Raw genomic sequence first — 23,944 nt, forward strand, 5'->3', positions numbered from 1 at the left:
TCTTATGAAAGTAATGTATATATCAAAATAAATATAGTCTTTCTTGCTTGATAGTAACTTCATTATATATCAAATAATTATTTTTACTTAAAATTACAATTGAAACAAAAAAAGTATTATTATTAATTAGAGAACACCATTTTGAAATTGTTAAAGGTTAAGGTATTAAGACACTAGTCGACGAACCCGCTGCTTCAGAACTTTGTTGCATCATTACTTGCAAGAACAAATTAATTTTAAGGGTGTGATAAATATTTTAAATTTAGAAGAAAGAGATAAATTATGCAAAATATTAGTTTGTAATTATGGTATAGATGAAGAATATATGGAAAGTTTATCAATCGCCATAAAAAATTACTCAAATAAAAATTTAAAAGAAACAGTTATTAAGAATTATTTAACAAATGATTTTTCAATTTATAAAGATTTAAATAAAATGGTTACTCATCTGAATATTTTCATGGGACATGTATATGAGATTTTAGCTTGTTATGAGTATAATACTTTAAAAAACAAGGAGAGCATTCTTACTATAGTTAATCCAGATCCTACATCTAAAACTGATTTACTTCACATGATTGAGACTAAAAGTGGATTTAAAGTTGTTGCTGGTGGAGACGTAAAATCAGGTGGTCCTAGTTATGTATTAGACCAATACGAAAAATTATTGAAATCAAAGTACCATATACCATTTATAGATTATTCAGGATATCTAACAGAAAATAAACATTTGTTGAGCAAGAAACAAAATGAAAGGTTAGATAGATTATTTAAAGAATTTCCTAATAAAAGACCGATTCAATCTATGTATAGTACTCAAGATATTATAAAAATAAAGTATGATTTAATAATTTATTTCGCTACGGGTTCATTTCCTAAAAATTTTGATAACAAAAACTATGATTTTAGTTTAAACAAGTATTCTAGTAAAGACAGTCGACGTATTTTAGTTAAAAATATTAATGAAAACAGGCAAATACCGATTCTATTAACCTGGAAGGACATGAAAAGTAAAGAGTTTGATACATTATTAGATATGAAATTTGAAAATAATTATAGTAATAATAATCAAGAAATCGAATCAAAATTTATGGATTTTAATAGTCAACCGCAAGAGTTTAACACCGAAGAATATCATAACGAAACTTCATTAAAAGATACTCTCAATTGGATAAACGAAAGGGATAATGAATTTAAAAATTTCAAACCAGATAAACAACTAGGTTTTCTCAAAAAAAAATTTGCTTATTTCAAAAATTTAATAAAATATAATTCTTTTAAATTAAATAATTCTCGTCTTAAAAAAGAGATCGAGATGAGGATACAATCAGAAGATTATTCGATGAATACCCAAGAAATACTAGATTACTTTGAGCAAATAGATGAAGCAAAGGCTACAGCCAACAGTTATGAGAGGTATGATGATGATGAATACGATGATGAATACGATGATGAATACGATGATGATCAAAAGGATTACTATTATGAGGATATCGAAGAGCAAGACCCAAGAAAAACGCCTCGTGAACATCACGTAAAAGAGCATATTAGGACTTTAAGAGATGGTAGAGAGATAACTGTTAAATCACATACAAGGGGTAGATAATATTTAGACAAAAATGCTAGATCAAACAATTTTAACTAGTATTTTTTGTATATCGTTCTCAATTTCCTAATTTTGGAAATCTGATTTAAATACTACGTTAGATATTTATAAATATATGATCAAAAAGATTAAAGAGTACTCTATATACAAAAGCTTTTAGATTATTTAAAAAAACTAATTTCCTAACTTTTTAACTACAAATCGATTATTTGTCGATGAGATCAGGTAAAACTTAATGAAACAAAAAAGTGTCAAACTCCTTTATAGTAAAGAGGTTTAACACTTTTTTGAATTCTTTAAGATTTCAGGGTATGGAGACGGTGGGAGTCGAACCCACGTCCGAAGGCATCGTATACTTAAGCTTCTACGTGTGTAGTCAATTTATTGGGATCTCGTCGTCAGGCTGCCAATTGACAGGCGTCCGTCCGACCAGTCTGATTCCATCTCTTCTCTTTCCCTCCAGACGGAAGGGTCCAAGCGTAGCCTGTTTAAAGTGAGACCCTAGAAATCAGCCGACCAGGCGACAGCTGCTAGGATCCGCAGTTGCTATTACGCTGCTGCGAGTTGTGTGTTAGTTTTGCCAGTTATGGCTGGTGCGTTTTAACGAGGCCGACCCCTCGACACGCCACAGAAGACCGAACTACCCCCGTCGAATCCGTAACGTCCCCAAGATAATAAATTGGGGCTTTCCGAATACTAATATTCTAGCAGAAAAGTGTTACGGGTTCAATACTTTTGCTTATCGCGCAGTGCTCGTTCGATATCACGCTTCGCATCCTTCTTCTTCAAATCGTCACGTTTATCGAATTTCTTCTTCCCACGTCCGAGTCCAATCAAGCATTTCGCGTATCCGTTCTTGATGTAGACCTTAAGCGGTACGATCGTGTAGCCGTCCCGTGAGACCGCTCCAATCAAGTTCGCGATCTGTTTCTTGTGCAGCAACAGCTTTCGTGGGCGGAGCTGCTCATGGTTGTACCGGTTTCCTTGTTCGAAGTGAGCGATGTTCGAGTTCCAGAGAATCGCTTCTCCCCCGTCGAACCGGACGAACGCGTCCCCGATACTGATTTTTCCTTTACGGACCGACTTAATTTCCGTTCCCGTCAAGACGAGACCGGCTTCAATCGTATCCTCGATCGCATAATCGAACGAGGCCCGTTTGTTGTTCGCTAAGACTTTCGAATCTGTTCCCTTTGGCATATTCGTTCACCACATTTCCGATGCGGAAGCGCTTATTTGCGCTTCCGTTTCTTATTCGAGACCGCCTTATGGAACGGCGGTTTATCTTTCTTATTCTTTAACGAGAATCCTTTTCCTTTGCTTTGGTCGCTCTTACCTGACCGTTTCTTGCCGCGGCGATCATCTTTCTTCTTGTCGTCGCGTTTTTGTCCCGGACGTCCGCCACTTGAGCGGATCGTCTTCGACTCGAATCGTTTCTTCGGTTGCCGTTCTGGCATCCCAACGACGCTGAAGTCAATCGTCCGTTCATCGATGTTGACGTTCGTGACCTTGATCTCAACGACATCACCAATCCGGAACTGTTGCTTCGTCCGCTCACCGATCAGCTGATAGTTCGCTTCATCGTAACGGTAGAAGTCATCCGTCATCGCTTGGATGTGAACGAGTCCCTCGATCGTGTTCGGCAATTCGACGAACATCCCGAAGTTCGTGACACCACTGACGACGCCTTCAAACGTCTCGCCGATGTGTTGCTCCATATACTCGGCTTTCTTCAAGGCGTTCGTTTCCCGCTCCGCATCAACCGCGCGACGCTCGCGTTTCGACGAGTGATCAGCGATTTCCGGGAGGATCTCCGAGTAACGGTCTTGCGTCTTTTGCGATTTGTCATTGTAGATGACATATTCACGCAACAGACGGTGGACCATTAAGTCCGGATAACGACGAATCGGTGACGTGAAGTGCGTGTAGTAGTCCGTCGACAGACCAAAGTGACCGATCGGTTCGATGTCGTATTTCGCTTGTTGGAGCGATCGGAGCATGACCGTACTGACGACTGCTTCTTCCGGCTCGCCTTCAACAGCATTGAGAATCGATTGCAACGTCTTCGGTGCAACTGACTCGCCCTTGCGTTCGACGTTGATGCCGAAGTTACCGATGAACTTGAAGAACGTATCGAGACGTTCAGCTTTTGGCTCATCGTGGATCCGGTACATAAACGGCAGTTTTTGACGCTGGATATGCTCGGCGACCGTTTCGTTCGCTGCGAGCATGAACTCTTCGATCAGCTTCTCGGCGACTGACCGTTCCCGGAGGATGATCTCGCTCGTCTTGCCTTCTTCGTTGACGAGAACTTTCGCTTCTGGGAAGTCAAAGTTGATCGCCCCACGACGCGAGCGACGTTCGCGCAAGATCGCTGCGAGTTCTGCCATCTTGTCGAAGTACTCGACGAGATCTTGATACTTCGCGATCACTTCTTCGTCTTCGCGTTCGATGATTTTCCGGACGTCCGTATACGTCATCCGTTCCGTCGTCTTGATGACACTCTGGAAGATCTCATGGTTGACGACAGCACCGTTCGCATCGATTTCCATGATACAACTGAGCGTCAGGCGATCAACGTGTGGGTTGAGTGAGCAGATTCCGTTCGATAGACGGTGCGGAATCATCGGGATGACGCGGTCGACGAGATAGACACTCGTTCCGCGCTCGCGCGCTTCTTCGTCGAGTGCTGAATCCTCTTTGACGTAATGCGAGACGTCGGCGATGTGGACACCAAGCTCGAAGTTGCCGTTCGCTAACTTCTTGACGTGAACCGCATCATCAAGGTCTTTTGCGTCCGCCCCGTCAATCGTCACCGTCAATTCGTTCCGTAGATCAACACGTCCAACTAAATCCTTCTCATCAATCTGATCCGGTACGGCATTCGCCTCAGCGATCGCTTCCGGTGAGAAATCGACGTTGATGCCGTGCTTGTGGACAATCGACAAGATGTCGACGCCTGGATCATTTTTGTGACCGATGATTTTTAAGACTTTCGCTGTTCCGGCGTAGCGACCGTCCGGATACTTCGTGATCTGGGCGAGGACTTTATGGCCATCGACGGCACCAAGTGTATCGTCGTTCGCGACGACCGGTAAGAACGTCAGCTTCGTATCATCCGGTTCAATGTAGGCAATCGATTCAATTCGTCCTTTTGGACTGACGAACGTTCCGACGAAATCAGCTGGTCCGCGTGAGAGAATCTTGAGCAGTTTCCCTTCACGACGGTCGCCACCGTTTGACTCAGCAAACACTTTGACGAGGACACGGTCACCGTTATAGACGTTTTTCAGTTCCGGTGCCGGCAAGAAGATATCGCCTTCTGAGCCGTCTTCCGGTGAGACGAAACCGAACCCGCGTTGGTGGACGGAAATCTTCCCTGCGACTTGACCGATCTGCGCAAGCGTGCCGTACTTGTTCGAGCGTGTCCGGGCGATCAACGCTTCGTCTTCCATTGCGTTTAGCGTCCGGATCAATTCCTTGAATGCTTCCGTATCCGCTAGTTCTAGTTTTTTCGTTAGTTGATCAATCGACAACGGACGTTCTTCCGTCGTGATGACCGTTAGTATTCGTTCACGTAATTCCAACGTGACACCTCCAGTTACTTGCTCCAGTTCAATGACTCCAGGAAGTCCAAGATGTCAGAGTGGAGCTGGTCTTTTTCTTTGTCGAGCGTAATGACGTGACCTGAGTTCTCATACCAGATCAGCTCTTTTTGGAAGGCACTGACTCCATCATGGATGATGTTCGCAGAGTCGGTGTTGATCATGTGATCGTTGCGCGCTTGGACGACGAGCGTCGGTGCGTAGACGTCTTCAAGCGAATCACGTGTCTCGCGCAGCAGTTCCTGCAAGTCCTTCAAGGTTGGCATCGGTTCGAAGGAAGCCATCTCGTGTTCGATCTCTTCTTGTGATTTGCCTTCTCGCTTCTTGAATTCTCGTGCGTACTCGGTGACTCCTGCATACATGACTTCTTCACTTTTGATGTAGGCGGGTGCACACATCGGGATGACCGCTTTGACCGGACGGTTCATCGATAACTTCAACGACATGACGCCACCGAGCGACAGTCCGCAAACGGCGATTTCGTCATAGCCTTTGTCGACGAGTTCCTGATATCCGGCAAGGACATCCTGCCACCAGTCGGCTGGCCCGGTCTTCGTCAGCTCTTCGGGTGGGGCAGCGTGCCCTTTATATTGTGGTGCGAGGGATGTATAGCCCTGCTTTTGCAAATAGCGACCGAGGATGCGGACATCCGCGCTCGATCCTGTGAATCCATGTAATAGTAAAACGGCACGTGGGCCGGCTTCGAAAAAGAATGGTTTTGGTAAAGTGATTTTCATAAAATGATTCCCCCTCTAACTCTATACCCCATATCCGGAAAAAATGAATATCGAGAAATACAAAAAACGACAGCGCGATCATACGGCTGTCGTTTCAATGCTCACTTATAAAAAGCGACGAGTAACGCCAAAATGAAGAGTAATGCTCCTAAGATAGACGCCACACGATTTAGGACCGCATCCAAGCCACGAGCTTTTTGGCGACCAAATAATTGTTCTGCTCCACCCGTCAATGCTCCGAGTCCGGTCGTACGACCCGACATCAATAGAACGACGATGATGAGAAGAACGGAAACGACGATGAGGCCGACAAGAGCCACGTTATGAATGATCATCGATGATCCTCCTTCAGTAATATACGCTTCTTTCATTATAGAGAAAAACAAGTACGGGAACAAGGAATAGATTTAGGAACTTTTTCCTGCCTGACGAAAAGAGACACCTGAATCATTGACTCAGGTGTCTTATCTCCTTATTGTTTGATCAATTCGAGATCAACTGGGATGTTCTTCTCGACTTTGTCGCCTTTTAGGTGCTTGATTGCTGTCTCGACACCCATTTTTCCGATCTCAGTCGGTTTTTGAGCGATCGTTCCTGCCATTTTTCCGTCTTTGACGGCTTTGACGGCATCATCCGTTGCATCGAAGCCGATGACTTTGACATCGTTCAGACCCGCTGCTTTTAACGCTTCGACCGCACCGAGAGCCATTTCATCATTGTGAGCGAAGACGGCTTTGATGTCTTTGTTGTTTTGAAGGATGTTCTCCATGACCGACAATCCTTTTGCCCGGTCGAAGTTTGCTGCTTGTTTTGCGACGACGTCAAGTTTACCATCGACTGCTTCATGGAATCCTTTACCACGGTCACGAGTTGCGGATGCTCCTGGAATTCCTTCGAGTTCAACGACTTTCGCTTTATCGCCGACGAGTTCGATCATGAACTCACCTGCTTGTTTCCCACCCGCGACGTTATCTGACGCGATGTGTGCGACGACGTCGCCTGCTTCTGCGTTCCGGTCAACCGTGATGACTGGGATGTTCGCATCGTTAGCTGTTTGGACGGCTGCACCAACTGCTGCTGAATCCGTTGGGTTGATCAAAATGAGATCGACTTTCTTTTGAACCATGTCTTCGATATCGCTTGCTTGTTTTGCCGCATCATCTTGTGCATCGGCGACTTGAAGCGTTGCGCCTTGTGCTTTGGCTTCTTGTTCTGCCCCTTCTTTTAACGAGACGAAGAATGGGTTGTTGAGGGTTGAAATCGAAAGACCAATCTTGAAGTCCTTCGTCTTTTTCTTCGTATCACCGTTGCTGCTGCCCGGTTGTTCCGTCGAACAGGCGGCTGCGAAGACCATTAATGCCATCATGACGACTGCAAGTAGTTTTTTCATCTGTAAATCCTCCTTTTTGAGTGTGGGTTATGCTGCTTGTTTCCGGTCCGCGAGTACCGCGAACAAAATGACTAAACCTTTGACGACGAGTTGGAAGAACGAGGAGACACCAAGCAAGTTAAGTCCGTTGTTCAGTGTTCCGATGATCAAGGCACCGATCAAGGTACCGACAATCCAGCCACGACCACCTGAGAGGCTCGTCCCACCAAGGACGACCGCTGCGATGGCGTCGAGTTCGTACGATGTCCCCGCCGTCGGCTGTGCCGAGTTCAGACGAGACGTCAGGATGATTCCGGCAAGTGCCGCCATCAACCCTGAGAGGGAGTAAATCATGATTTTGACTTTATTGACTTGAATCCCCATCAACTTTGCTGCTTCTTCGTTACCACCAATCGCATACGTATAGCGACCGAACGTCGTCTTCTTCAAGATGAAGTAGAGAACCGCGAAGGCGATCAACATCGTTAGAACCGGTACTGGGAAGATCCAGAAGTAGCCGCGTCCGAACAGTTCGAACCAGCCACCTTGGCTCAGACCAGTGATTGGTTTCCCGTCCGTATAGACGAGCGTCAATCCGCGGAAGATCGTCATCGTCGCAAGTGTTGCGATGAATGGTGCGACTTTCCCGAGCGAGATGACCATCCCGTTTAACGCACCCATGACAGCTCCGACGATTAGACCAGCCAGAACAGCGATCAACGCTGATGTTCCGTCCGTCATCAGACCCGCGACGAAGGCGGACGAGAGGGCGAGAATCGAGCCAACTGATAAATCAATCCCACCTGTCAGAATGACGAACGTCATCCCGAAGGCAATCAAGGCATTGATCGAGACTTGCCGTAAGATGTTAAATAGATTATTCAGTGTTAAAAAGTCCGGTTCCATGATCGAGACGACGAGGACGATCGCGAACAATCCTGCGAGTGGTCCAAGCTTTTGTCCGATCCCAAGACGTCTCGGTTTTGCTTCCGTTACCTTGCCTTGCATCAATTCCATATCATTGTCCTCCTGTCGCAAGTGTCATGATGCTTTCTTGCGTCGCTTCCTGTCGTGTCAACATGCCGCTCATCTTGCCTTCGCGCATGACGTAGACCCGGTCGCTCATCCCGAGAATCTCCGGGAGGTCCGAGCTGACCATGATGATCGCGACACCCGCCGCAGCGAGTTCGTTCATGATGAGATAAATCTCTTTCTTCGCCCCGACGTCGACACCACGTGTCGGTTCGTCGAGGATCAAGACTTCCGGTTGTGTCCCGAGCCATTTCGCGAGGACGACCTTTTGTTGGTTCCCACCGGACAATGACTTCGCCGGCTGGTCCATCGAGCTGTGCCGGACCGAAAGTGACTTCAAATATCCTTCCGCGAAATCGCGTTCTGCCTGATCCTTGATGACACCAGACCGGGATAACGAACGAATCGTTGGCAGTGAGATGTTCTCGCGCAGTGAAAAGTCGAGGAACAAGCCTTCGCCTTTGCGGTCTTCGGTCAAAAAGCCGATTCCTTGGCGAATCGCATCGTATGGTGTCTTGATTTTCAGCAACTGTCCGTTCAGTTCAATCGTTCCCTCTTTCAGGCGATCGACCCCGAACAGCCCGCGCATGACTTCCGTCCGCCCAGCGCCCATCAAACCTGAGAAGCCGATGATTTCACCCGCCTTGACGGAGAACGAGACATCGTCAAACCGTTTCCCGCTCGCCTGTTTGACCTCAAGGACGGTCTCACCGATCGACACATCACGGTCCGGATACCTTTCGCCCATCTCACGACCGACCATCTCTCGGACGATCTGTTCGAACGATGTCTCGGGAATCGCGTGCGTCGAGACGGAGATCCCGTCCCGTAAAACGGTGATCCGGTCACAAAGCTCAAAGATTTCCTCCATCCGGTGCGAGATATAAACGATCGAAACACCTTGATTGCGCAGTGCCGTCGCGACGCTGAACAAGGCGCGAATTTCCCGCTCTGTCAGTGCGGCTGTCGGTTCATCCATGATGATGACCTTCGCGTCCGTCATCAAAGCTTTTGCGATCTCGATCATCTGTTGCTGACCGACCGATAACGTCCGAGCGAGTTGATCGACGTCCATGAAGACGTTCAATTCGGCGAGTTCACGTTCTGCCTGCCGCTTCATCTCCCCTTGCTTGAGAATCCCGAAGCGTGACTTCAACTCTCGTCCGAGGAACAAGTTCTCCGTCACCGTCAAATCCGGGAGGATGTTCAGTTCCTGGTGGATGAAGGCAATCCCCGCCTCTTCGGCAAGTTTCGGATTCTTATACTCGACGTCCTGTCCATCGACGCGGATCGTCCCTGCGTCCGCTTTATGAACACCGGTCAAAATCTTCATCAGCGTCGATTTCCCGGCACCGTTCTCTCCCATCAAGGCATGGATCTCACCCGCAGCGAGTTCGAAGTCGACACCTTTCAGGACGGGAACAGGCCCGAATGCTTTTTTGATACCTGTCATCTCGATACGCATCGCATGACCCCCTTAAAAGATTACGCCGGAATGGAAGATGACATTTGCGTACGGTGTCGCTTCCCCAGTCCGGATGATGACCTTCGCTTGCTGCGTCAATTTCTTGAACTCTTCATGCGAGACGAACGCCGTCTCGATCTGCATGGCTTCGAGTTGCTCGAGTACATCCGGATTCGCTTCTTTGATTTCTGTCGCCAGTGTCAGTTGTTCGATCGCCATGTCACCGGCGACGACACGGACGACGTCGAGGAATGACGGTGTGCCGAGTTCCAGTGCTAAATCGATTCGGGCGACCCCGTCTGGAATCGGTAAGCCGCAATCGGCGATGACGATCGTATCGGTATGACCGAGATCGGTCAGGACCTTGCTGATATGACTGTTTAAGATACCGTGTTTCTTCATGCGTCTCCCTCCATCTGTTCCCGTGTTGGCATGCCACCTTGAGCGCCAAGCGCGCGGATCGATAAGCCGGCTGCCCGGTTCGCGAAACGAATCGCTTCGACGAGCGATTGTCCTTCCGTTAAGGCAACGGCTAAGGCGCCGTTGAACGTATCCCCTGCTCCAGTCGTATCAACGACGGTCGTCTCGATCGCTGGAATCGTCACGATCGACTCACCGTCGTAGAAGCGTGCCCCGCGACTGCCTTCGGTCACGATCAATTTATTCGGATATTCCATCAACCAATGTTCGATTGGCTGGTCTTGTCCGAAGATCAAGCCACATTCATGTTCGTTTGGCGTTAAGTATGTGACGTGTTCAATCAATTCCGGACTGAGTGACATCGCCGGTGCTGGATTCAAGACGACTGGAATGCCGGCTGCATGTGCTTCGCGAGCAACGGTCTCGACCGTTTCGATTGGAATCTCGAGCTGTAGTAAGATGATTTCACTGTCTGCGAGAATCGGCGCGAGTGTATCATCCGCAAATTTCACATGTTGATTAGCAGACTGAACGACGACGATCGAGTTATCGCCTTCAGCGAGCGTGATATGTGCCGTTCCCGTCCGTTCGCCTTCAATCGTTTGCAAGTGTGTCGTCTGTACTCCTTGCGTTTTGAAGTTTTCGCGAATCGCTTCACCGTTTGCGTCACTGCCGACGCAACCGATCATTTCGACGGTACTGCCGAGACGCGCGACCGCCACTGCTTGGTTCGCCCCTTTTCCGCCCGGTACGGTATGAAAGGCATCCCCGATGACCGTTTCGCCTGCGCCTGGGCGGCGTTTACTTTCGACGACGAGATCCATCGAGATACTGCCGATGACACTGATTTGTTTCATGCTTCCTCATCCTTCCGTTTCGTCGTTTCCCGTTCGATGATCTCAACTGTCAACTCATGATGAACGGCGGCAATCGGTGTGCCTTCAATCCGCTGAATCAAAAGTTTCGCCGCCAGTTCTCCCATTTGATAGATCGGCTGCGCAATCGTCGTCAACGGTGGTGAAATCATTTGTCCGAGTTCGATGCCGTCATAGCCGATCACTTGTAGCTCGTCCGGAATCGTGATCCCGCGTTCCGCAGCGACTTGCACCGTTGCTGCAGCGATGACATCGCTCGCGGCAAAAATGCCGTTGCAGTGATAGTGATCAAAGAGATAGTTCGCGGCATCGAGCGCTCCTTGAAAGTGGAACGGTGACTCGATGCTTGCGACGAGATGGGTTCCGGCGACTTCCTCAAAGCCGTCCCGGCGTTTCTTGATCGTCGGGAGTTTCGAGGGACCGCTGATGACTGCTAGCTCCGTCGCACCAGAAGCAAGTAAGAACGAAGCTGCCTTTTTCCCGCCTTCGTATCCGTTTGACGTCACCGTTGGAATCGCTCCTTGTAACACACGGTCTAACGCTACGACCGGCACTTCGAGTTCTTCATAGTTCGGATTGTTTGAGTAGTTCGTTGTGATGATCAATCCGTCGACATGCATCGCCTCGAGTGACTTGATATATTCGCGTTCTTTCTGAAACTGTTCGTCTGTGTTACACAAAATGACCTGAAAACTATGTTGATGTGCCATATCTTCCACAGCCCGTGCGAGTTGTGGGAAGAACGGGTTCGTGATGTCTGGAACGATCAATCCGATCAGTCCGGACCGTTTTTGGAACAACGATCGCGCGACTCGGTTCGGTCGATAGTCCAATTGTTTGATTGCCTGAAGCACCGCCTTACGCGATTTCTCACTGACATAACCCTTTTCGTTCATGACGCGTGAGACCGTCGCGACGGAGACATGTGCCGCTTTCGCTACTTCCCGGATGGTCGACATGTTTCGCCACCTCTTTCTTTTGATAACGCTTACAAGAATCATCATATTGTGTAACCGGTTACACATCAATCTTTTTTCTTTAAAATATATTTTATTTTTTTCGAGTTTTTGGATTGAACCACAAAAAAGAAGCCTGACACGGCGTCAGACTTACGATCATTTCGTATGATCATGCACTTGAACACTCTGAATCATGTCTTAAATAAAGACGATCAGCGAGAGACCAATCAGAATATTAATGAATCCTAATCCATCCGTCGCTTTCGTATACAACGACGGTTTATCTTTTTTAACGCTGTCGTTTAGAAACATCAATGCCACAGCAATAACGGTCGTGATGCCGAGTGGCGCATTAAGAAAACTATCGGAATACGTAAAAAAGTTATTCGTAATGTAGAGACTATTTAAGACGGACAATCCGAACAGTATTTTATGCATGCAAGTCACTCCTATAATCACCAGGATCTTACGAAACCGACTACTATCTAATTTCGCTCTCCCTCTATTATAGAATATTCTTCCAGTTACTCTTCCTTACACTATTGAAAGAAAGTATTTGGGTGCATACGCAAATACACCGCAAGACAGCGTCACGCCATCTTACGGTGTATTTCTTGTCCTCTCAGTAGCACGTTAGATTGTTGATTTTCGGAAAAGACGGAGACTCCTGCGGGAAGAGCGGAATAGGCAAGACCCCGCAGGAGCACACGCGACGAGGAGGCTTGCCTTCCGCCCGCGGAAAGCGACGTCTTGGACGGAAATCAATGAACAATCGGAGTCTAACTGACAAGTCTTTCATCTTTTTGCTTTCCCGGCTCTTTTTCGCTTCACGAACAAACGCCGAATCAAAGCAACAACGAACGCAACGATTGCCAGCGGCTCAAACAAATAAATCAATAGGAACGTGACATCGATGACGGCATCCTCCGGATTATAACGGATGATATAGAGCGCACCGGGTAAGATGGCAATCAGTCCACCAATTCCGAGTGCCGTTCCAAAAATCAGACTCTGACGCGAAAACCGGCTCGTGATTTGATACAAACCGATGAATAGTATGAGTTCCGTAAAATAGATGAGGCGCAACGGGATGTCACCAATCGACGTATCAAGCCCTAAAACCAAAAACCGAAATAGCATGTCGATTCCCCCTTCCCTCTAGTTCTACCCCGAACAGCGTCCTCGTAATACTTGATTTCCAGTTTCCATGCATATCCTCACTTCAATTAGGGAATAGCTAGAGAGTTACAGTCACATACAGAGAGTTGGGATCGGATGAAAGAAGAACACTCGATGAGGGTCGTCAGTTGTCTGAATGATTATTTCGAACGTCATCAGCAGCCCCTTCAGGTCGATCTCTTACGAGGTCTACCACCTATCGTGCTATTGTTGCGCGATGACGCGAAACGTGCCTTTCCGAAGGAAGCGAACTTGCACGATGAACTGTTACAAGACATCAAACGTTTGATTCAGGAATGTTTGGATCCCGATACACTGCGCGAATTGGGAATCGATGTCGATCTCCCGGACTTTTTCGTGACCCGTGCACCGCTTCATTCTGCCCATCATTATCTCGTTACATTTATTGAAGACTGACTTCATGTTAAAAGCAGCTATTTCTTCTCTCACAAAACATGTGAAGCAAGAGATAACTGCTTTTTTTAGTGATAATAAAAAACCGATAGCGCCAAAGCACTACCGGTTTTGCTTCCCTTCACGTATGGTAAAGACAACTTAATTCTCAACCTCAAGAATCGCTTCGATTTCAGCTTCTACTTCTTTGTTGACCATTTGCGAACGTTTTTTACGTAATTCGAGATCCATCTCTTGATCGATGAACTGATTCGTATGCTTGTCGAAGCAATCAAAACAGATCGGATAAAAATCTTTTGCTTCTTTGTTCAATGAGTTGAATTCCCACGTGTCGAGTTCCAAGTAACTGACTTGGTTGTTCGTTTCAGTTCCACAGATTTCACACTTCATCTTCATTCCTCCTTACGCGTCAATCTTCGCTTTTTCGAGTTGGCGCTCTTGACGTTCCTTGATACGTTTTAAACGTCCATGATATTTCATGATGTTCGCTTGAGATTGTTTCGCTTCTTCGTTTGTCGGTTCTAAATCAGCGATGCCCCAGAATTTGACGACGACGTCTAATACTTGGTCGAAGTATTGGAGTGGTCCATAGTTCGTATCAACAGCAATCGTCTTCATCCGTTCCGTGAAGTCCGGCATGACAGCACCTGGCATCGAGAAGTTGATGATGACGTCTTCGAAGAAGACGATGAAGTTCGGGTCAAGCTCTAGGTGTGCTTTGACCGTGTCACGGTAGAACGCATAATGGAGCGCTTCGTCCTTCGCTAGACGACGGAGTAGCGTTGCTAAGTCTTTGTCGTGTGCCCCCGCGATTTTCGCAACGTTGTTATAGAAGACGAGTGTCGCTAACTCTTGCAGTGACGTATACGCCATTGTTGCTAGCGGGTTCGTGAAGTCCGGGAACCAGCCGTTTTCAACGACGCGTCTTCTTAATTGATGAAGTCGCGTTGGATTGACGTTTCGCGTGACGAGTAAATATGTCTCGAGTAAGTTCGAGTGCTGATCTTCTTCTGCTGTCCATGTCCGGACGAAGTCATTGATGACTTCCATCGAGTTCTTGAACGTATAGTCTAAGTGCGACGTATACCACGGTAAGTTGACCTCTGTCAGCAATGCCGTCTCGATTGCGACGATGACACCTTCTGGAAGCGTGACTTGGCTTTCGTCCCAAGGGACGCGTTTGAACGACATCGCCTTATCCCACGGAATGAATTCGTGGTAGCTCCAGTCGATGTTGGCTGAACGCTCCTTGTGTAGTCGATATAACTCTTGAATGCGTGGTTCTAAACGGATATCTAAATCTGAATTTAGCATGATCGTATCTCCTTTAGACGTATTTGTCATCTGTATCGAGCAAGATGTAATTAATGCCTATAACTATTTGATTTGCACTTATTTATGAGTATAACATTTTAGTCATCTACTCAGATGAATCAATTTTTTGACAGTTCATCATAGTTTTGATGACTAAAGCGATTTTCATGTTTGACATTGCTTGATATAAAAACCTCCTATCCGGTGTGTACGTATCACACGAATAGGAGGTTTTCCTTATAGCTTATTCAAACGATCAACCTGAAATTACTTCTTGAGGTTGTAGAATGATTTGATTCCGTCGTAGACAGCAACGTCTGAAAGCATGTCTTCGATGCGGAGAAGTTGGTTGTATTTCGCGATACGGTCTGTACGTGAAAGTGAACCAGTTTTGATTTGACCAGCGTTTGTCGCAACAGCGATGTCAGCGATCGTTGAATCTTCAGTTTCACCAGAACGGTGAGAAACGACAGCTGTGTAACCAGCTTTTTTAGCCATTTCGATTGCGTCGAATGTTTCAGTCAACGTACCGATTTGGTTAACTTTGATGAGGATCGAGTTAGCGATGCCTTTTTCGATACCTTCAGCAAGTTTCTCAGTGTTCGTTACGAACAAGTCATCCCCAACGAGTTGGACTTTGTGTCCGATACGATCTGTAAGGAGTTTGTGACCATCCCAGTCGTTTTCGTCACAGCCATCTTCGATTGAGATGATTGGGTATTTGTCAACGAGTTGTGCATAGAATTCAACAAGCTCTTCTGTTGAAAGGACTTTGCCTTCGCCAGCGAGGTTGTATTTTCCAGCTGCTTTATCGTAGAACTCAGAAGAAGCGACGTCCATTGCAAGGTAAACATCTTCGCCTGCTTTGTAGCCAGCTTTTTCGATTGCTTCAAGAATAACTGTGATTGCTTCTTCGTTTGATTTCAAGTTTGGAGCGAATCCACCCTCGTCACCAACTGCTGTGTTAAGACCCATTCCGCTAAGAACTGATTTCAACGCGTGGAAGATTTCAGCACCCATACGAAGTGCTTCTTTGAATGTTGGAGCACCGACAGGCATGATCATGAACTCTTGGAAGTCCACGTTGTTGTCTGCGTGTGATCCACCGTTGATGATGTTCATCATTGGTGTTGGTAATGTTTTCGCGTTGAATCCACCGAGGTATGTGTAAAGTGGAAGACCAAGCTCATCTGCAGCAGCACGTGCAGCAGCCATAGAAACACCAAGGATTGCGTTAGCGCCGAAGTTACCTTTGTTTTTCGTACCGTCGAGATCGATCATCTTTTTATCGATTCCAGCTTGGTCGAAGACATCGTAACCGATGATTTCTGGTGCGATTTTTTCGTTGACGTTGTCAACAGCTTTCAAAACACCTTTTCCGAGGTAACGTGCTTTATCGCCATCACGGAGTTCGACTGCTTCGTGCTCACCAGTTGATGCACCTGATGGTACGAGTGCGCGACCGAAACCGCCATCTTCTGTATAAACTTCTACTTCTACTGTTGGGTTACCGCGTGAATCAAGAATCTCGCGTGCGTAAATCTCTGTAATCATTGACATTTAAATTCGCTCCTTTTGTGTGTAAGAAATATGTGCTGTAATTCTTTCGATCGACGGGATTATTTCTTCAATACGATCGATTTACCAGTCATCTCTGCTGGTTGGTCCGCTCCGAGGAGATCAAGGACCGTTGGTGCGAGGTCAGCGAGTGCACCTGTGAGTGGTTCAAGGAGTTCGACGTCCTCGACCGTCACGATACATGGAACGGGTTCTGTCGTATGCGCCGTCATCTTACTGCCGTCCGCATTGAGGACTTTATCCGCGTTCCCGTGGTCAGCCGTGATGACTGCCGCGCCGCCTTTGCTGAGAATCAAGTCAACGACTTTCCCAAGACACTCATCGACAGCTTCGATCGCCTTTTTCGTCGGCTCGAGCATACCCGAGTGACCGACCATATCCGGGTTAGCGAAGTTGAGGATGATCGCGTCGTGTTTGTCCGAGTTGATTGCGTCGACGAGGGCATCTGTAACTTCATAGACGCTCATCTCCGGTTTCAAGTCGTATGTCGCGACTTTTGGTGAAGGGATCAAGATCCGATCTTCCCCTTCATATGGTTCTTCACGTTGTCCGTTGAAGAAGAACGTGACGTGCGGATACTTTTCCGTTTCCGCGATGCGTAGCTGTTTGAGACCTTGTTTTGACAATGTCTCACCCAGCGTATTCTTGATGTCTTCAGGCGGGAATACGATGTCCGTATCAATCGCATCCGAGTACTTCGTCATTGAGACGAGTAGCAGGTTCTTCGGTGCGTTGTCCGGAATTTCGAAACCGTCGAAGCCACCTTTTTCTTTGTAGACTTTCGAAAGCTGAATCGCACGGTCAGGACGATAGTTGAAGAACACGATCGCATCGTTATCGTGGATCGGTGCGACTGGCGTACCGTCTTCCTGCACGACAACAGTTGGTTCGATGAACTCATCCGTTACGTCTTGTTTGTACGAAGCTTCAACCATGCCGATTGGATCCTTCGTCGTTGGACCTTCACCGAACGTGATGACGTCATAGACTTTCTTGACGCGCTCCCAACGGTTATCGCGATCCATCGCATAGTAGCGACCAGAGATACTCGCGAATTGTCCAACATTCAATTCATCCATCTTCGCTTGCGCGTCACGGAGGAAACCAGCGCCCGATTGTGGGTCGCAGTCACGACCGTCCGTGAAAGCATGGAGGTAGACTTTTTCGATTTCGTGAAGTTTCGCGAATTCGAGCACCGCATATAAGTGGTTGATGTGACTGTGGATTCCACCGTCAGAGACCAAACCGAAGATATGAAGCGCTGAACCGTATTTCTTCACGTGACCTGCCGCATCGTTCATCGCTTGACGCGAGAAGAACGAGCGATCCTTGACCGCGTTGTTGATTCGGGATAGCGATTGATAGACGACGCGACCTGCACCGATGTTGAGGTGACCCACTTCTGAGTTCCCCATTTGACCTTCAGGCAAACCGACGTATTCGCCTTTCGCATTCAACAACGTATGCGGGTATTGACCCCAGTAACGGTCGAAGTTCGGTTTGTTTGCCGCCGTAACGGCATTTCCGAACTCCTCGTCACGCATACCAAAACCATCAAGGATGATCAGTGCGACTGGACGTTTTTTCATTTAAATCGCCTCCAACAGTTTGAGGAACGATCCTGTCTCAAGACTTGCACCGCCGACGAGCGCGCCGTCGATGTCTGGTTGAGCCATATATTCTTTGATGTTTTCCGGTTTGACGCTACCACCGTATTGGATGCGGACAGCTTCTGCTGCTTCAGCACCGAATTCAGCTGCAACGACGTCACGGACGAATTTACAAGAATCTTGTGCATCTTGTTCTGTCGCTGATTTACCTGTTCCGATTGCCCAGACAGGCTCGTAAGCAACGACGAGATTTTTCACTTGGTCGACAGTAAGACCTTTAAGGCTGTTTGCTGTCTGTTCGCGGATGACGTCTTCGAACTTGCCGCCTTCACGCTCTTCCAGTGTTTCACCTACACAAACGATTGGAACGAGACCGTGCTCGAACGCTTTTTTCGCTTTGCTGTTGATGAACGCATCTGTTTCGCCGAAGTACTCACGACGCTCAGAGTGACCGAGGATGACGTATGTCACGTCGAGTTCTTTGAGCATGAGCGGGCTGATTTCACCAGTGAACGCACCGCTCTCTTTGTCGTACATGTTTTGAGCACCAATCTTAAGATCCGTACCAGCTGCTGCTTCTGTCAAGTGTGCCAAGAATACTGCTGGCGCACAGACGGCTGCGTCGACTGTCGTCGAAGCAGGTACAGCTCCTTTGACTTCCTCAACGAATGCGACTGCATCCTTGAGCGTCAGATTCATCTTCCAGTTACCTGCGATAATTGGTTTACGCATTGAGAAACACTCCCTTGTGAACTTAGATTACTTGTCGTTTAGCGCTTCGACACCAGGAAGAGCTTTCCCTTCCATGAATTCGAGACTTGCTCCACCACCTGTAGAGATGTGGCTCATTTTGTCAGCAAGACCGAATTTCTCTGCCGCAGCAGCTGAGTCGCCACCGCCGATGATTGAGTACGCATCACTGTCCGCAAGAGCTTGCGCGACACCTTTTGTACCGTTTGCGTATTTATCGAGTTCGAATACGCCCATCGGTCCGTTCCAGACGACGAGTTTCGAGTTCTTGATTGCCTCTGCATAGAGTTCAACCGTTTTTGGACCGATATCAAGTGACATGTGATCTGCTGGGATCTCTGTGATGTCACGTGGTCCGACATATGTTTCTTCTCCGAATTCCTTCGTGATGACACAGTCGATTGGCATGAGGAACTTAACGCCTTTTTCTTCTGCTTTCTTCATGAATTCCTTCGCTTGGTCGATTTTATCGACCTCAAGAAGTGAAGTACCGACTTCGATACCACGAGCTGTGAGGAACGTGTACGATAAGCCGCCACCGATGATCAACGTATCGACGATGTCGAGTAAGTGATCGATGACACCGATTTTATCTGCTACTTTCGAACCACCGATGATTGCCGTGAACGGACGATCTGGGTTAGAAAGAGCTTTACCGAGAACTTGAAGTTCTTTTTCGATGAGAAGACCGGCAACTGCAGTGTCGACATGGTGTGCGATACCTTCTGTCGATGCGTGTGCACGGTGTGCTGCGCCGAACGCGTCGTTGACGAAGACGTCAGCGAGTTTCGCGAATCCTTTAGCGAGCTCTTCGTCATTTTTCGTTTCACCAGGGTAGAAGCGAACGTTCTCTAAGACGACGACATCGCCGTTTTCGAGTTTGTTGACTGCTTCTTCTGCAACTGGACCGTATGCTTCTTCAACGAGCTTGATGTCTTTACCAAGCAATTCGCTGAGGCGTGCTACGACAGGTGCAAGTGAGAACTCAGGGTTCTTTTCGCCTTTTGGACGACCCATGTGGCTAGCGAGAATGACTTTTGCTCCGCCGTCGATCAAGTGTTTGATCGTTGGGAGTGCAGCACGGATCCGTGTGTCATCCGTGATTTTACCGTCTTCCAACGGTACGTTGAAATCCACGCGTGTAAATACGCGTTTTCCTTGTACATCGATGTCGCGAATCGATTTCTTATTCATACATTCGTCCTCCGTCTCTTACGTATAGTGAGGGGCGAATGCCCCTCCCGCTTTTTTCCGCAATAAGAGCGGAGACTGATATCGTTTCCGCTCTTATTCAATTGCTATTTAATTGCTCGAATTACTTAGCGATTTCTGCGAAGTGTTTGAGTGTACGAACGAGTTGGCTAGTGTAAGACATTTCGTTGTCATACCAAGCAACTGTTTTAACGAGTTGTTTGTCGCCGACTGTCATGACTTTAGTTTGAGTTGCATCGAAGAGTGATCCGTAAGAGATACCAACGATGTCAGAAGAAACGATTTCGTCTTCAGTGTAACCGTAAGACTCGTTAGCAGCTGCTTTCATTGCTGCGTTGATTTCTTCTACAGAAACTTTTTTGTCAAGTACAGTTACGAGCTCAGTGAGTGAACCTGTAGCGACTGGTACACGTTGTGCAGATCCGTCAAGTTTACCTTGAAGTTCTGGAAGAACGAGACCGATTGCTTTTGCAGCACCAGTTGAGTTTGGAACGATGTTTGCTGCTGCCGCACGTGCACGACGGAAGTCACCTTTAGGGTGTGGAGCGTCGAGTGTGTTTTGGTCACCAGTGTAAGCGTGGATCGTAGTCATGAGACCTTCAACGATTCCGAACTGATCTTGGAGAACTTTAGCCATTGGCGCGAGACAGTTTGTAGTACAAGAAGCACCAGAGATAACTGTTTCAGTTCCGTCAAGGATTTCGTGGTTCGTGTTGAAGACGACTGTTTTCATGTCGCCAGTTGCAGGTGCAGAGATAACGACTTTTTTAGCGCCAGCTTTTAAGTGAAGCTCAGCTTTTTCTTTGTCTGTGAAGAAACCAGTACATTCGAGAACGATGTCAACACCGAGCTCGCCCCATGGGAGTTCTTCTGGGTTGCGGTTAGCAAGTGTTTTGATTTCTTTACCGTTGACGAGGAAGTAACCGTCGTGTACTTCAACTTCGCCGTCGAAACGACCTTGAGTCGTATCATATTTGAGAAGGTGTGCAAGCATTTTAGTGTCTGTAAGGTCGTTGATCGCGACTACTTCGATTCCATCGAATTGAAGAATTTGACGAAGTGCCAAACGTCCGATACGTCCAAATCCGTTAATACCAACTTTTACTGCCATGATAATTTTCCTCCTTTTAATGTAAAGCGAGTTATCTATTATTCAAAAGGGGGTTACCCTTTCAAAATCGAAGCTGCTGCGCCTTCATCCGTGATCAGGATGATGTCCGGCGACTGTTTCACATAGGCGTTGATCGCTTCTGCCTTCGAATGACCACCTGCGACGACGATGACGTGTTCGACTTGCTTCAAGTCAGCCAGTTGGAGACCAACCGTCTTGACCCGGTGCACGATGTTCCCGTCTCGGTCGAAGTAATATCCGAATGCTTCCGCTACTGCCTGTTCATGTTCCAGTCGGGTCAGGAGATCCTCAGACGCGCGACGACGTTTTGCCATCGTTTTCGCCTCACCAATTCCATGTACCACGATTGAAGCACCTTTAATCATTTGAAGCACATTTTTTATGCTCGGCTCTTCGATCATCTTGACGAACGTCTCCGTGCTGACCATGTCGGGGATGTGAAGCAGATGATAATCACTTTGAGCGCGTGACGCCATCCGTGAGCATACTGTGTTCGCTTGTAGTTCGAGCGTTTCTCCCAGTCCTCCGCGTGCCGGAACGAACGTCATTGGACGGTGTTCCTTGTCTGGCGACATCATCGCCGCGACGGAAGCCATCGTCGTACCGCCTGTGACAGCGATCGTATTGTGATGGTCTGAAGAAAGCTCTCGTTTGAGTCGTGCGACGGTCGCCCGCCCCATGTCTCGTTGTACCCAGAAGGTCTCATCGGAATCACCCGGTACGATGACGACGTCCCGTACTCCAAGTCTCTCTTTCAAGGCTTTCGCCATGTCTGAGATCCCTGCGAGTTCTCCCATGATGCTGTGCATGCTGCGAAGAACATTTCGTCCTTCATCCGTTAAGGACATCCCTTGCGTCGCGACCTCTAGGAGGTCTTGCTGCTTCAAGAAGTCGACTTCCCGACGTAAGACGCGTTCCGTCAAGCCAAGGCTTGTCGCAAGCGTACGTCGTCCGATCGGTTGCATCAGTCGTACGTAATGAAGGATGTCGTAGCGTGTCTGCATTTCTTCGATCAGATCAGGCACGATTCGTTTTTGGATCTGGACTAACTGCCGAATCATGTATTTCCCTCTCCTCTCAAGTAGCTGGACGCTTTCTGTCCCGCATGTCATAACGTGTCCCACTTGGTACACCGTTATCATAACAGTCCATTTCTCGCCTTGCAAGTCTCGTTTCTCAAGTTTTTTGAAGTAAGCGGTTTCTTATCGTTTCCGTATCAAATTTGCCATAACTCCAGATTTCCTCGTCATGCATGACGACCGGAATTTCATATAAGAACCGTAGACTGAGCGCTTCATCCTGATCGATGTTGACTTCCTCGAATGTCCATTCCGGAAACTCATCGAGTACGAAGTCGAGTAAGATGGCGGCTTCTTCACATAGCGTACATCCCGGACGTGAATAGAGTGTTAAGTGTCTGTGTCGTTTTAATCCCATTCTGATTGCGCCTTCCTTTGCTGCATCGTTTTTTTCGTTAAACCAAGTGCTGCCCGATATTTCGCAACCGTCCGTCGCGCGACTGTCAGACCGTCTGCTTGCAGACGATCCGTCAATTGCTGATCACTTAACGGACGATCGCTATGTTGAATGTATTCGGCGATCCGCCGTTTAATTAAAAAACTCGAATCTCCGGTTGTCGTCCGTGAGACGAACAAGTCTTCTAAAGCAACGAGACCATGAACCGTCTCGACATACTTCGCAGCAATCGCTCGACCAATCGTTGACGGATGATGCCCCGTCGCCTCAGCGACTTGTTTTTTCGTCAGTGGCTCAAGATGCAGTTCTCCCTTGAACCAGCGTTCTTGTCGCTCAAGCAAGACCGAGAGGATGGCATGCATCGTAACGCGACGTCGTTCGTACGCGCGCAAAAAAGGCGTTGCCTCTTTTAATCCGAGCCACTTCTGATCCATGTCGAGTGTCATCCAGTCGATCTGAAGTTTTCCATCTAACAGGTGAATCCGTGCTTCTGCCATGACCAATCGTTCTTCTTTAGGAAGATCCGGTGTCCGGCTCAGTCGTGTCAGTCGTTTTCGCAACCGCGTTCGGTCCGGCTCACTGAACTGCGCGAATACTTGACTCGCCGGTTCATGTCGCAACCGATTCGTCAGTCCGATCAATTCTGCGTCGTCTAGCTCGACCGCCTGTAACCACTGGCACTCGCGTTCCGAGCGGGCAGCAATGCCGACTGGTTCACATTGTTGTAAGAGTGTCCGTGCTTCTGTAATCGTTGCGACATCGGTCGAGAAGGATGCAGCGAGTTCCTCGTCCGATGTCCGCAATAAACCGTCCGCTTCTAAATACACGATGAGTTGTTCCGCCATATATCCTATTTCCTGTCTGACTGATTCTAAACGTATTTGTGCAAGAAGCTCGTCTTCATAGGATGCCAAATGTCCTGCCATCTGCTCGGCCTCTAACGAAACCTGATTCGGGTAATGACGATGCAACCGTCGTTTCAACCGTCGCCATTCCTCCTCTAGTTCTGCCGCTGGTTGCTCAAGTACATGTAACTGATACTGTTGTGACGCCGATAACGTCATCTGTTGCGTTTGTTCCTGGCGTTGATCCATCGATTTCCCTCCCTCACTTCTTATTATAGAAGAAACGTTTTAAAAAACATGCTCTGAACCCCTTTTTGAGTCGCTTGAGAAAAGAAAAGTCATGCTTCCCTATTGCTTTTCTGAAAAAAT

General features: G+C 47.6%; 24 protein-coding genes and 1 other RNA gene. 2 read left to right on the forward strand and 23 right to left on the reverse strand.

The features are described 5' to 3' along the window. The first annotated feature begins 217 nt into the window (after positions 1–217). A complete protein-coding gene (locus Q7C19_RS09105; RefSeq protein WP_375091977.1) occupies positions 218–1,606 on the forward strand; it encodes a hypothetical protein in 1,389 nt (462 codons plus the stop codon). 309 nt (positions 1,607–1,915) lie between these two features. On the opposite strand, the gene ssrA is transcribed toward Q7C19_RS09105, so the two are convergent. From ssrA to Q7C19_RS09170, 13 genes are all read right to left on the reverse strand, one after another. Continuing rightward, positions 1,916–2,274, reverse strand: a transfer-messenger RNA (tmRNA) gene (gene ssrA, locus Q7C19_RS09110). A 58-nt stretch (positions 2,275–2,332) separates the two neighbouring features. After that, a complete protein-coding gene (gene smpB, locus Q7C19_RS09115) occupies positions 2,333–2,803 on the reverse strand; it encodes an SsrA-binding protein SmpB (protein WP_023469198.1) in 471 nt (156 codons plus the stop codon). 32 nt (positions 2,804–2,835) lie between these two features. Then, positions 2,836–5,190, reverse strand: a complete 2,355-nt coding sequence (gene rnr, locus Q7C19_RS09120; protein ID WP_375091978.1) for a ribonuclease R — start codon at positions 5,188–5,190, stop codon at positions 2,836–2,838. Positions 5,191–5,204: 14 nt separating this feature from the next. Continuing rightward, complete coding sequence (locus Q7C19_RS09125) at positions 5,205–5,945, reverse strand: alpha/beta hydrolase (protein WP_375091979.1); 741 nt, start codon at positions 5,943–5,945, stop codon at positions 5,205–5,207. 101 nt (positions 5,946–6,046) lie between these two features. Then, positions 6,047–6,280: a preprotein translocase subunit SecG gene (secG, locus tag Q7C19_RS09130; protein WP_023469201.1), complete on the reverse strand. Its 234-nt coding sequence runs from the start codon at positions 6,278–6,280 to the stop codon at positions 6,047–6,049. Positions 6,281–6,417: 137 nt separating this feature from the next. Further along, positions 6,418–7,335: a ribose ABC transporter substrate-binding protein RbsB gene (rbsB, locus tag Q7C19_RS09135; RefSeq protein WP_133207679.1), complete on the reverse strand. Its 918-nt coding sequence runs from the start codon at positions 7,333–7,335 to the stop codon at positions 6,418–6,420. Between the two features lie 27 nt (positions 7,336–7,362). Next, positions 7,363–8,331, reverse strand: coding sequence for a ribose ABC transporter permease (rbsC, locus tag Q7C19_RS09140; protein ID WP_050678685.1), 969 nt, complete (start codon positions 8,329–8,331; stop codon positions 7,363–7,365). A 1-nt stretch (position 8,332) separates the two neighbouring features. Beyond that, positions 8,333–9,811, reverse strand: coding sequence for a sugar ABC transporter ATP-binding protein (locus Q7C19_RS09145; protein ID WP_313586960.1), 1,479 nt, complete (start codon positions 9,809–9,811; stop codon positions 8,333–8,335). A gap of 12 nt (positions 9,812–9,823) precedes the next feature. Further along, on the reverse strand, positions 9,824–10,213 hold the full coding sequence (gene rbsD / locus Q7C19_RS09150) for a D-ribose pyranase (protein WP_214805368.1): 390 nt from the start codon (positions 10,211–10,213) through the stop codon (positions 9,824–9,826). Continuing rightward, positions 10,210–11,088 (reverse strand): ribokinase, encoded by an 879-nt coding sequence (gene rbsK, locus Q7C19_RS09155; RefSeq protein WP_214805370.1) that lies wholly within the window; start codon positions 11,086–11,088, stop codon positions 10,210–10,212. Before rbsK ends, rbsD begins: the two co-directional genes overlap by 4 nt. Continuing rightward, positions 11,085–12,065 carry a LacI family DNA-binding transcriptional regulator gene (locus Q7C19_RS09160; protein ID WP_375091980.1) on the reverse strand — a complete coding sequence of 327 codons (981 nt, stop codon included), beginning with the start codon at positions 12,063–12,065 and terminating at the stop codon, positions 11,085–11,087. Before Q7C19_RS09160 ends, rbsK begins: the two co-directional genes overlap by 4 nt. A 198-nt stretch (positions 12,066–12,263) precedes the next feature. Next, positions 12,264–12,503: a hypothetical protein gene (locus Q7C19_RS09165; protein WP_290772977.1), complete on the reverse strand. Its 240-nt coding sequence runs from the start codon at positions 12,501–12,503 to the stop codon at positions 12,264–12,266. Positions 12,504–12,860: 357 nt separating this feature from the next. Beyond that, positions 12,861–13,205 carry a hypothetical protein gene (locus tag Q7C19_RS09170; RefSeq protein WP_290752343.1) on the reverse strand — a complete coding sequence of 115 codons (345 nt, stop codon included), beginning with the start codon at positions 13,203–13,205 and terminating at the stop codon, positions 12,861–12,863. A 135-nt stretch (positions 13,206–13,340) separates the two neighbouring features. Between Q7C19_RS09170 and Q7C19_RS09175 the strand changes: the two genes are divergently transcribed. Then, entirely contained in the window at positions 13,341–13,661 is a 321-nt protein-coding gene (locus Q7C19_RS09175) for a hypothetical protein (protein ID WP_023469210.1), read from the forward strand. Positions 13,662–13,799: 138 nt separating this feature from the next. Here Q7C19_RS09175 and Q7C19_RS09180 read toward each other — a convergent pair whose 3' ends face one another. The 10 genes from Q7C19_RS09180 to Q7C19_RS09225 form a co-directional block, all read right to left on the reverse strand. Continuing rightward, on the reverse strand, positions 13,800–14,048 hold the full coding sequence (locus Q7C19_RS09180) for a hypothetical protein (protein ID WP_230088506.1): 249 nt from the start codon (positions 14,046–14,048) through the stop codon (positions 13,800–13,802). A 12-nt stretch (positions 14,049–14,060) separates the two neighbouring features. Then, positions 14,061–14,972 (reverse strand): acyl-ACP desaturase, encoded by a 912-nt coding sequence (locus Q7C19_RS09185; protein ID WP_375091981.1) that lies wholly within the window; start codon positions 14,970–14,972, stop codon positions 14,061–14,063. Positions 14,973–15,239: 267 nt separating this feature from the next. After that, on the reverse strand, positions 15,240–16,532 hold the full coding sequence (gene eno, locus Q7C19_RS09190) for a phosphopyruvate hydratase (RefSeq protein WP_087681330.1): 1,293 nt from the start codon (positions 16,530–16,532) through the stop codon (positions 15,240–15,242). Between the two features lie 59 nt (positions 16,533–16,591). Continuing rightward, on the reverse strand, positions 16,592–18,139 hold the full coding sequence (gpmI, locus tag Q7C19_RS09195) for a 2,3-bisphosphoglycerate-independent phosphoglycerate mutase (protein ID WP_064299425.1): 1,548 nt from the start codon (positions 18,137–18,139) through the stop codon (positions 16,592–16,594). Further along, the gene (tpiA, locus tag Q7C19_RS09200; RefSeq protein WP_023469215.1) at positions 18,140–18,892 is read right to left on the reverse strand and encodes a triose-phosphate isomerase; all 753 of its coding nucleotides are present in this window, start codon (positions 18,890–18,892) and stop codon (positions 18,140–18,142) included. Between the two features lie 27 nt (positions 18,893–18,919). Beyond that, positions 18,920–20,104, reverse strand: a complete 1,185-nt coding sequence (locus Q7C19_RS09205) for a phosphoglycerate kinase (RefSeq protein ID WP_290772986.1) — start codon at positions 20,102–20,104, stop codon at positions 18,920–18,922. A 121-nt stretch (positions 20,105–20,225) separates the two neighbouring features. Beyond that, the gene (gene gap, locus Q7C19_RS09210; RefSeq protein ID WP_035409970.1) at positions 20,226–21,233 is read right to left on the reverse strand and encodes a type I glyceraldehyde-3-phosphate dehydrogenase; all 1,008 of its coding nucleotides are present in this window, start codon (positions 21,231–21,233) and stop codon (positions 20,226–20,228) included. A 53-nt stretch (positions 21,234–21,286) separates the two neighbouring features. Beyond that, positions 21,287–22,315 (reverse strand): sugar-binding transcriptional regulator, encoded by a 1,029-nt coding sequence (locus Q7C19_RS09215; RefSeq protein ID WP_023469218.1) that lies wholly within the window; start codon positions 22,313–22,315, stop codon positions 21,287–21,289. A 115-nt stretch (positions 22,316–22,430) separates the two neighbouring features. Continuing rightward, entirely contained in the window at positions 22,431–22,691 is a 261-nt protein-coding gene (locus tag Q7C19_RS09220) for a glutaredoxin family protein (protein WP_035409973.1), read from the reverse strand. Next, positions 22,682–23,824, reverse strand: coding sequence for an RNA polymerase factor sigma-54 (locus Q7C19_RS09225; protein WP_375091982.1), 1,143 nt, complete (start codon positions 23,822–23,824; stop codon positions 22,682–22,684). The genes Q7C19_RS09220 and Q7C19_RS09225 overlap by 10 nt, the downstream gene beginning before the upstream one ends. Between the last annotated feature and the right edge of the window lie 120 nt (positions 23,825–23,944).

It is taken from the genome of Exiguobacterium sp. PHA03 (assembly GCF_041945985.1).
Lineage (GTDB): Bacteria > Bacillota > Bacilli > Exiguobacteriales > Exiguobacteriaceae > Exiguobacterium_A.

Bases quoted from the DNA above. Each gene is read 5' to 3' on its own strand.
- smpB (WP_023469198.1), bottom strand. From the start codon at position 2,803: ATGCCAAAGGGAACAGATTCGAAAGTCTTAGCGAACAACAAACGGGCC.
- Q7C19_RS09125 (WP_375091979.1), bottom strand. From the start codon at position 5,945: ATGAAAATCACTTTACCAAAACCATTCTTTTTCGAAGCCGGCCCACGT.
- secG (WP_023469201.1), bottom strand. From the start codon at position 6,280: ATGATCATTCATAACGTGGCTCTTGTCGGCCTCATCGTCGTTTCCGTT.
- rbsB (WP_133207679.1), bottom strand. From the start codon at position 7,335: ATGAAAAAACTACTTGCAGTCGTCATGATGGCATTAATGGTCTTCGCA.
- rbsC (WP_050678685.1), bottom strand. From the start codon at position 8,331: ATGGAATTGATGCAAGGCAAGGTAACGGAAGCAAAACCGAGACGTCTT.
- Q7C19_RS09145 (WP_313586960.1), bottom strand. From the start codon at position 9,811: ATGCGTATCGAGATGACAGGTATCAAAAAAGCATTCGGGCCTGTTCCC.
- rbsD (WP_214805368.1), bottom strand. From the start codon at position 10,213: ATGAAGAAACACGGTATCTTAAACAGTCATATCAGCAAGGTCCTGACC.
- rbsK (WP_214805370.1), bottom strand. From the start codon at position 11,088: ATGAAACAAATCAGTGTCATCGGCAGTATCTCGATGGATCTCGTCGTC.
- Q7C19_RS09160 (WP_375091980.1), bottom strand. From the start codon at position 12,065: ATGTCGACCATCCGGGAAGTAGCGAAAGCGGCACATGTCTCCGTCGCG.
- Q7C19_RS09165 (WP_290772977.1), bottom strand. From the start codon at position 12,503: ATGCATAAAATACTGTTCGGATTGTCCGTCTTAAATAGTCTCTACATT.
- Q7C19_RS09170 (WP_290752343.1), bottom strand. From the start codon at position 13,205: ATGCTATTTCGGTTTTTGGTTTTAGGGCTTGATACGTCGATTGGTGAC.
- Q7C19_RS09175 (WP_023469210.1), top strand. From the start codon at position 13,341: ATGAAAGAAGAACACTCGATGAGGGTCGTCAGTTGTCTGAATGATTAT.
- Q7C19_RS09180 (WP_230088506.1), bottom strand. From the start codon at position 14,048: ATGAAGTGTGAAATCTGTGGAACTGAAACGAACAACCAAGTCAGTTAC.
- Q7C19_RS09185 (WP_375091981.1), bottom strand. From the start codon at position 14,972: ATGCTAAATTCAGATTTAGATATCCGTTTAGAACCACGCATTCAAGAG.
- eno (WP_087681330.1), bottom strand. From the start codon at position 16,532: ATGTCAATGATTACAGAGATTTACGCACGCGAGATTCTTGATTCACGC.
- gpmI (WP_064299425.1), bottom strand. From the start codon at position 18,139: ATGAAAAAACGTCCAGTCGCACTGATCATCCTTGATGGTTTTGGTATG.
- tpiA (WP_023469215.1), bottom strand. From the start codon at position 18,892: ATGCGTAAACCAATTATCGCAGGTAACTGGAAGATGAATCTGACGCTC.
- Q7C19_RS09205 (WP_290772986.1), bottom strand. From the start codon at position 20,104: ATGAATAAGAAATCGATTCGCGACATCGATGTACAAGGAAAACGCGTA.
- gap (WP_035409970.1), bottom strand. From the start codon at position 21,233: ATGGCAGTAAAAGTTGGTATTAACGGATTTGGACGTATCGGACGTTTG.
- Q7C19_RS09215 (WP_023469218.1), bottom strand. From the start codon at position 22,315: ATGATTCGGCAGTTAGTCCAGATCCAAAAACGAATCGTGCCTGATCTG.
- Q7C19_RS09220 (WP_035409973.1), bottom strand. From the start codon at position 22,691: ATGGGATTAAAACGACACAGACACTTAACACTCTATTCACGTCCGGGA.
- Q7C19_RS09225 (WP_375091982.1), bottom strand. From the start codon at position 23,824: ATGGATCAACGCCAGGAACAAACGCAACAGATGACGTTATCGGCGTCA.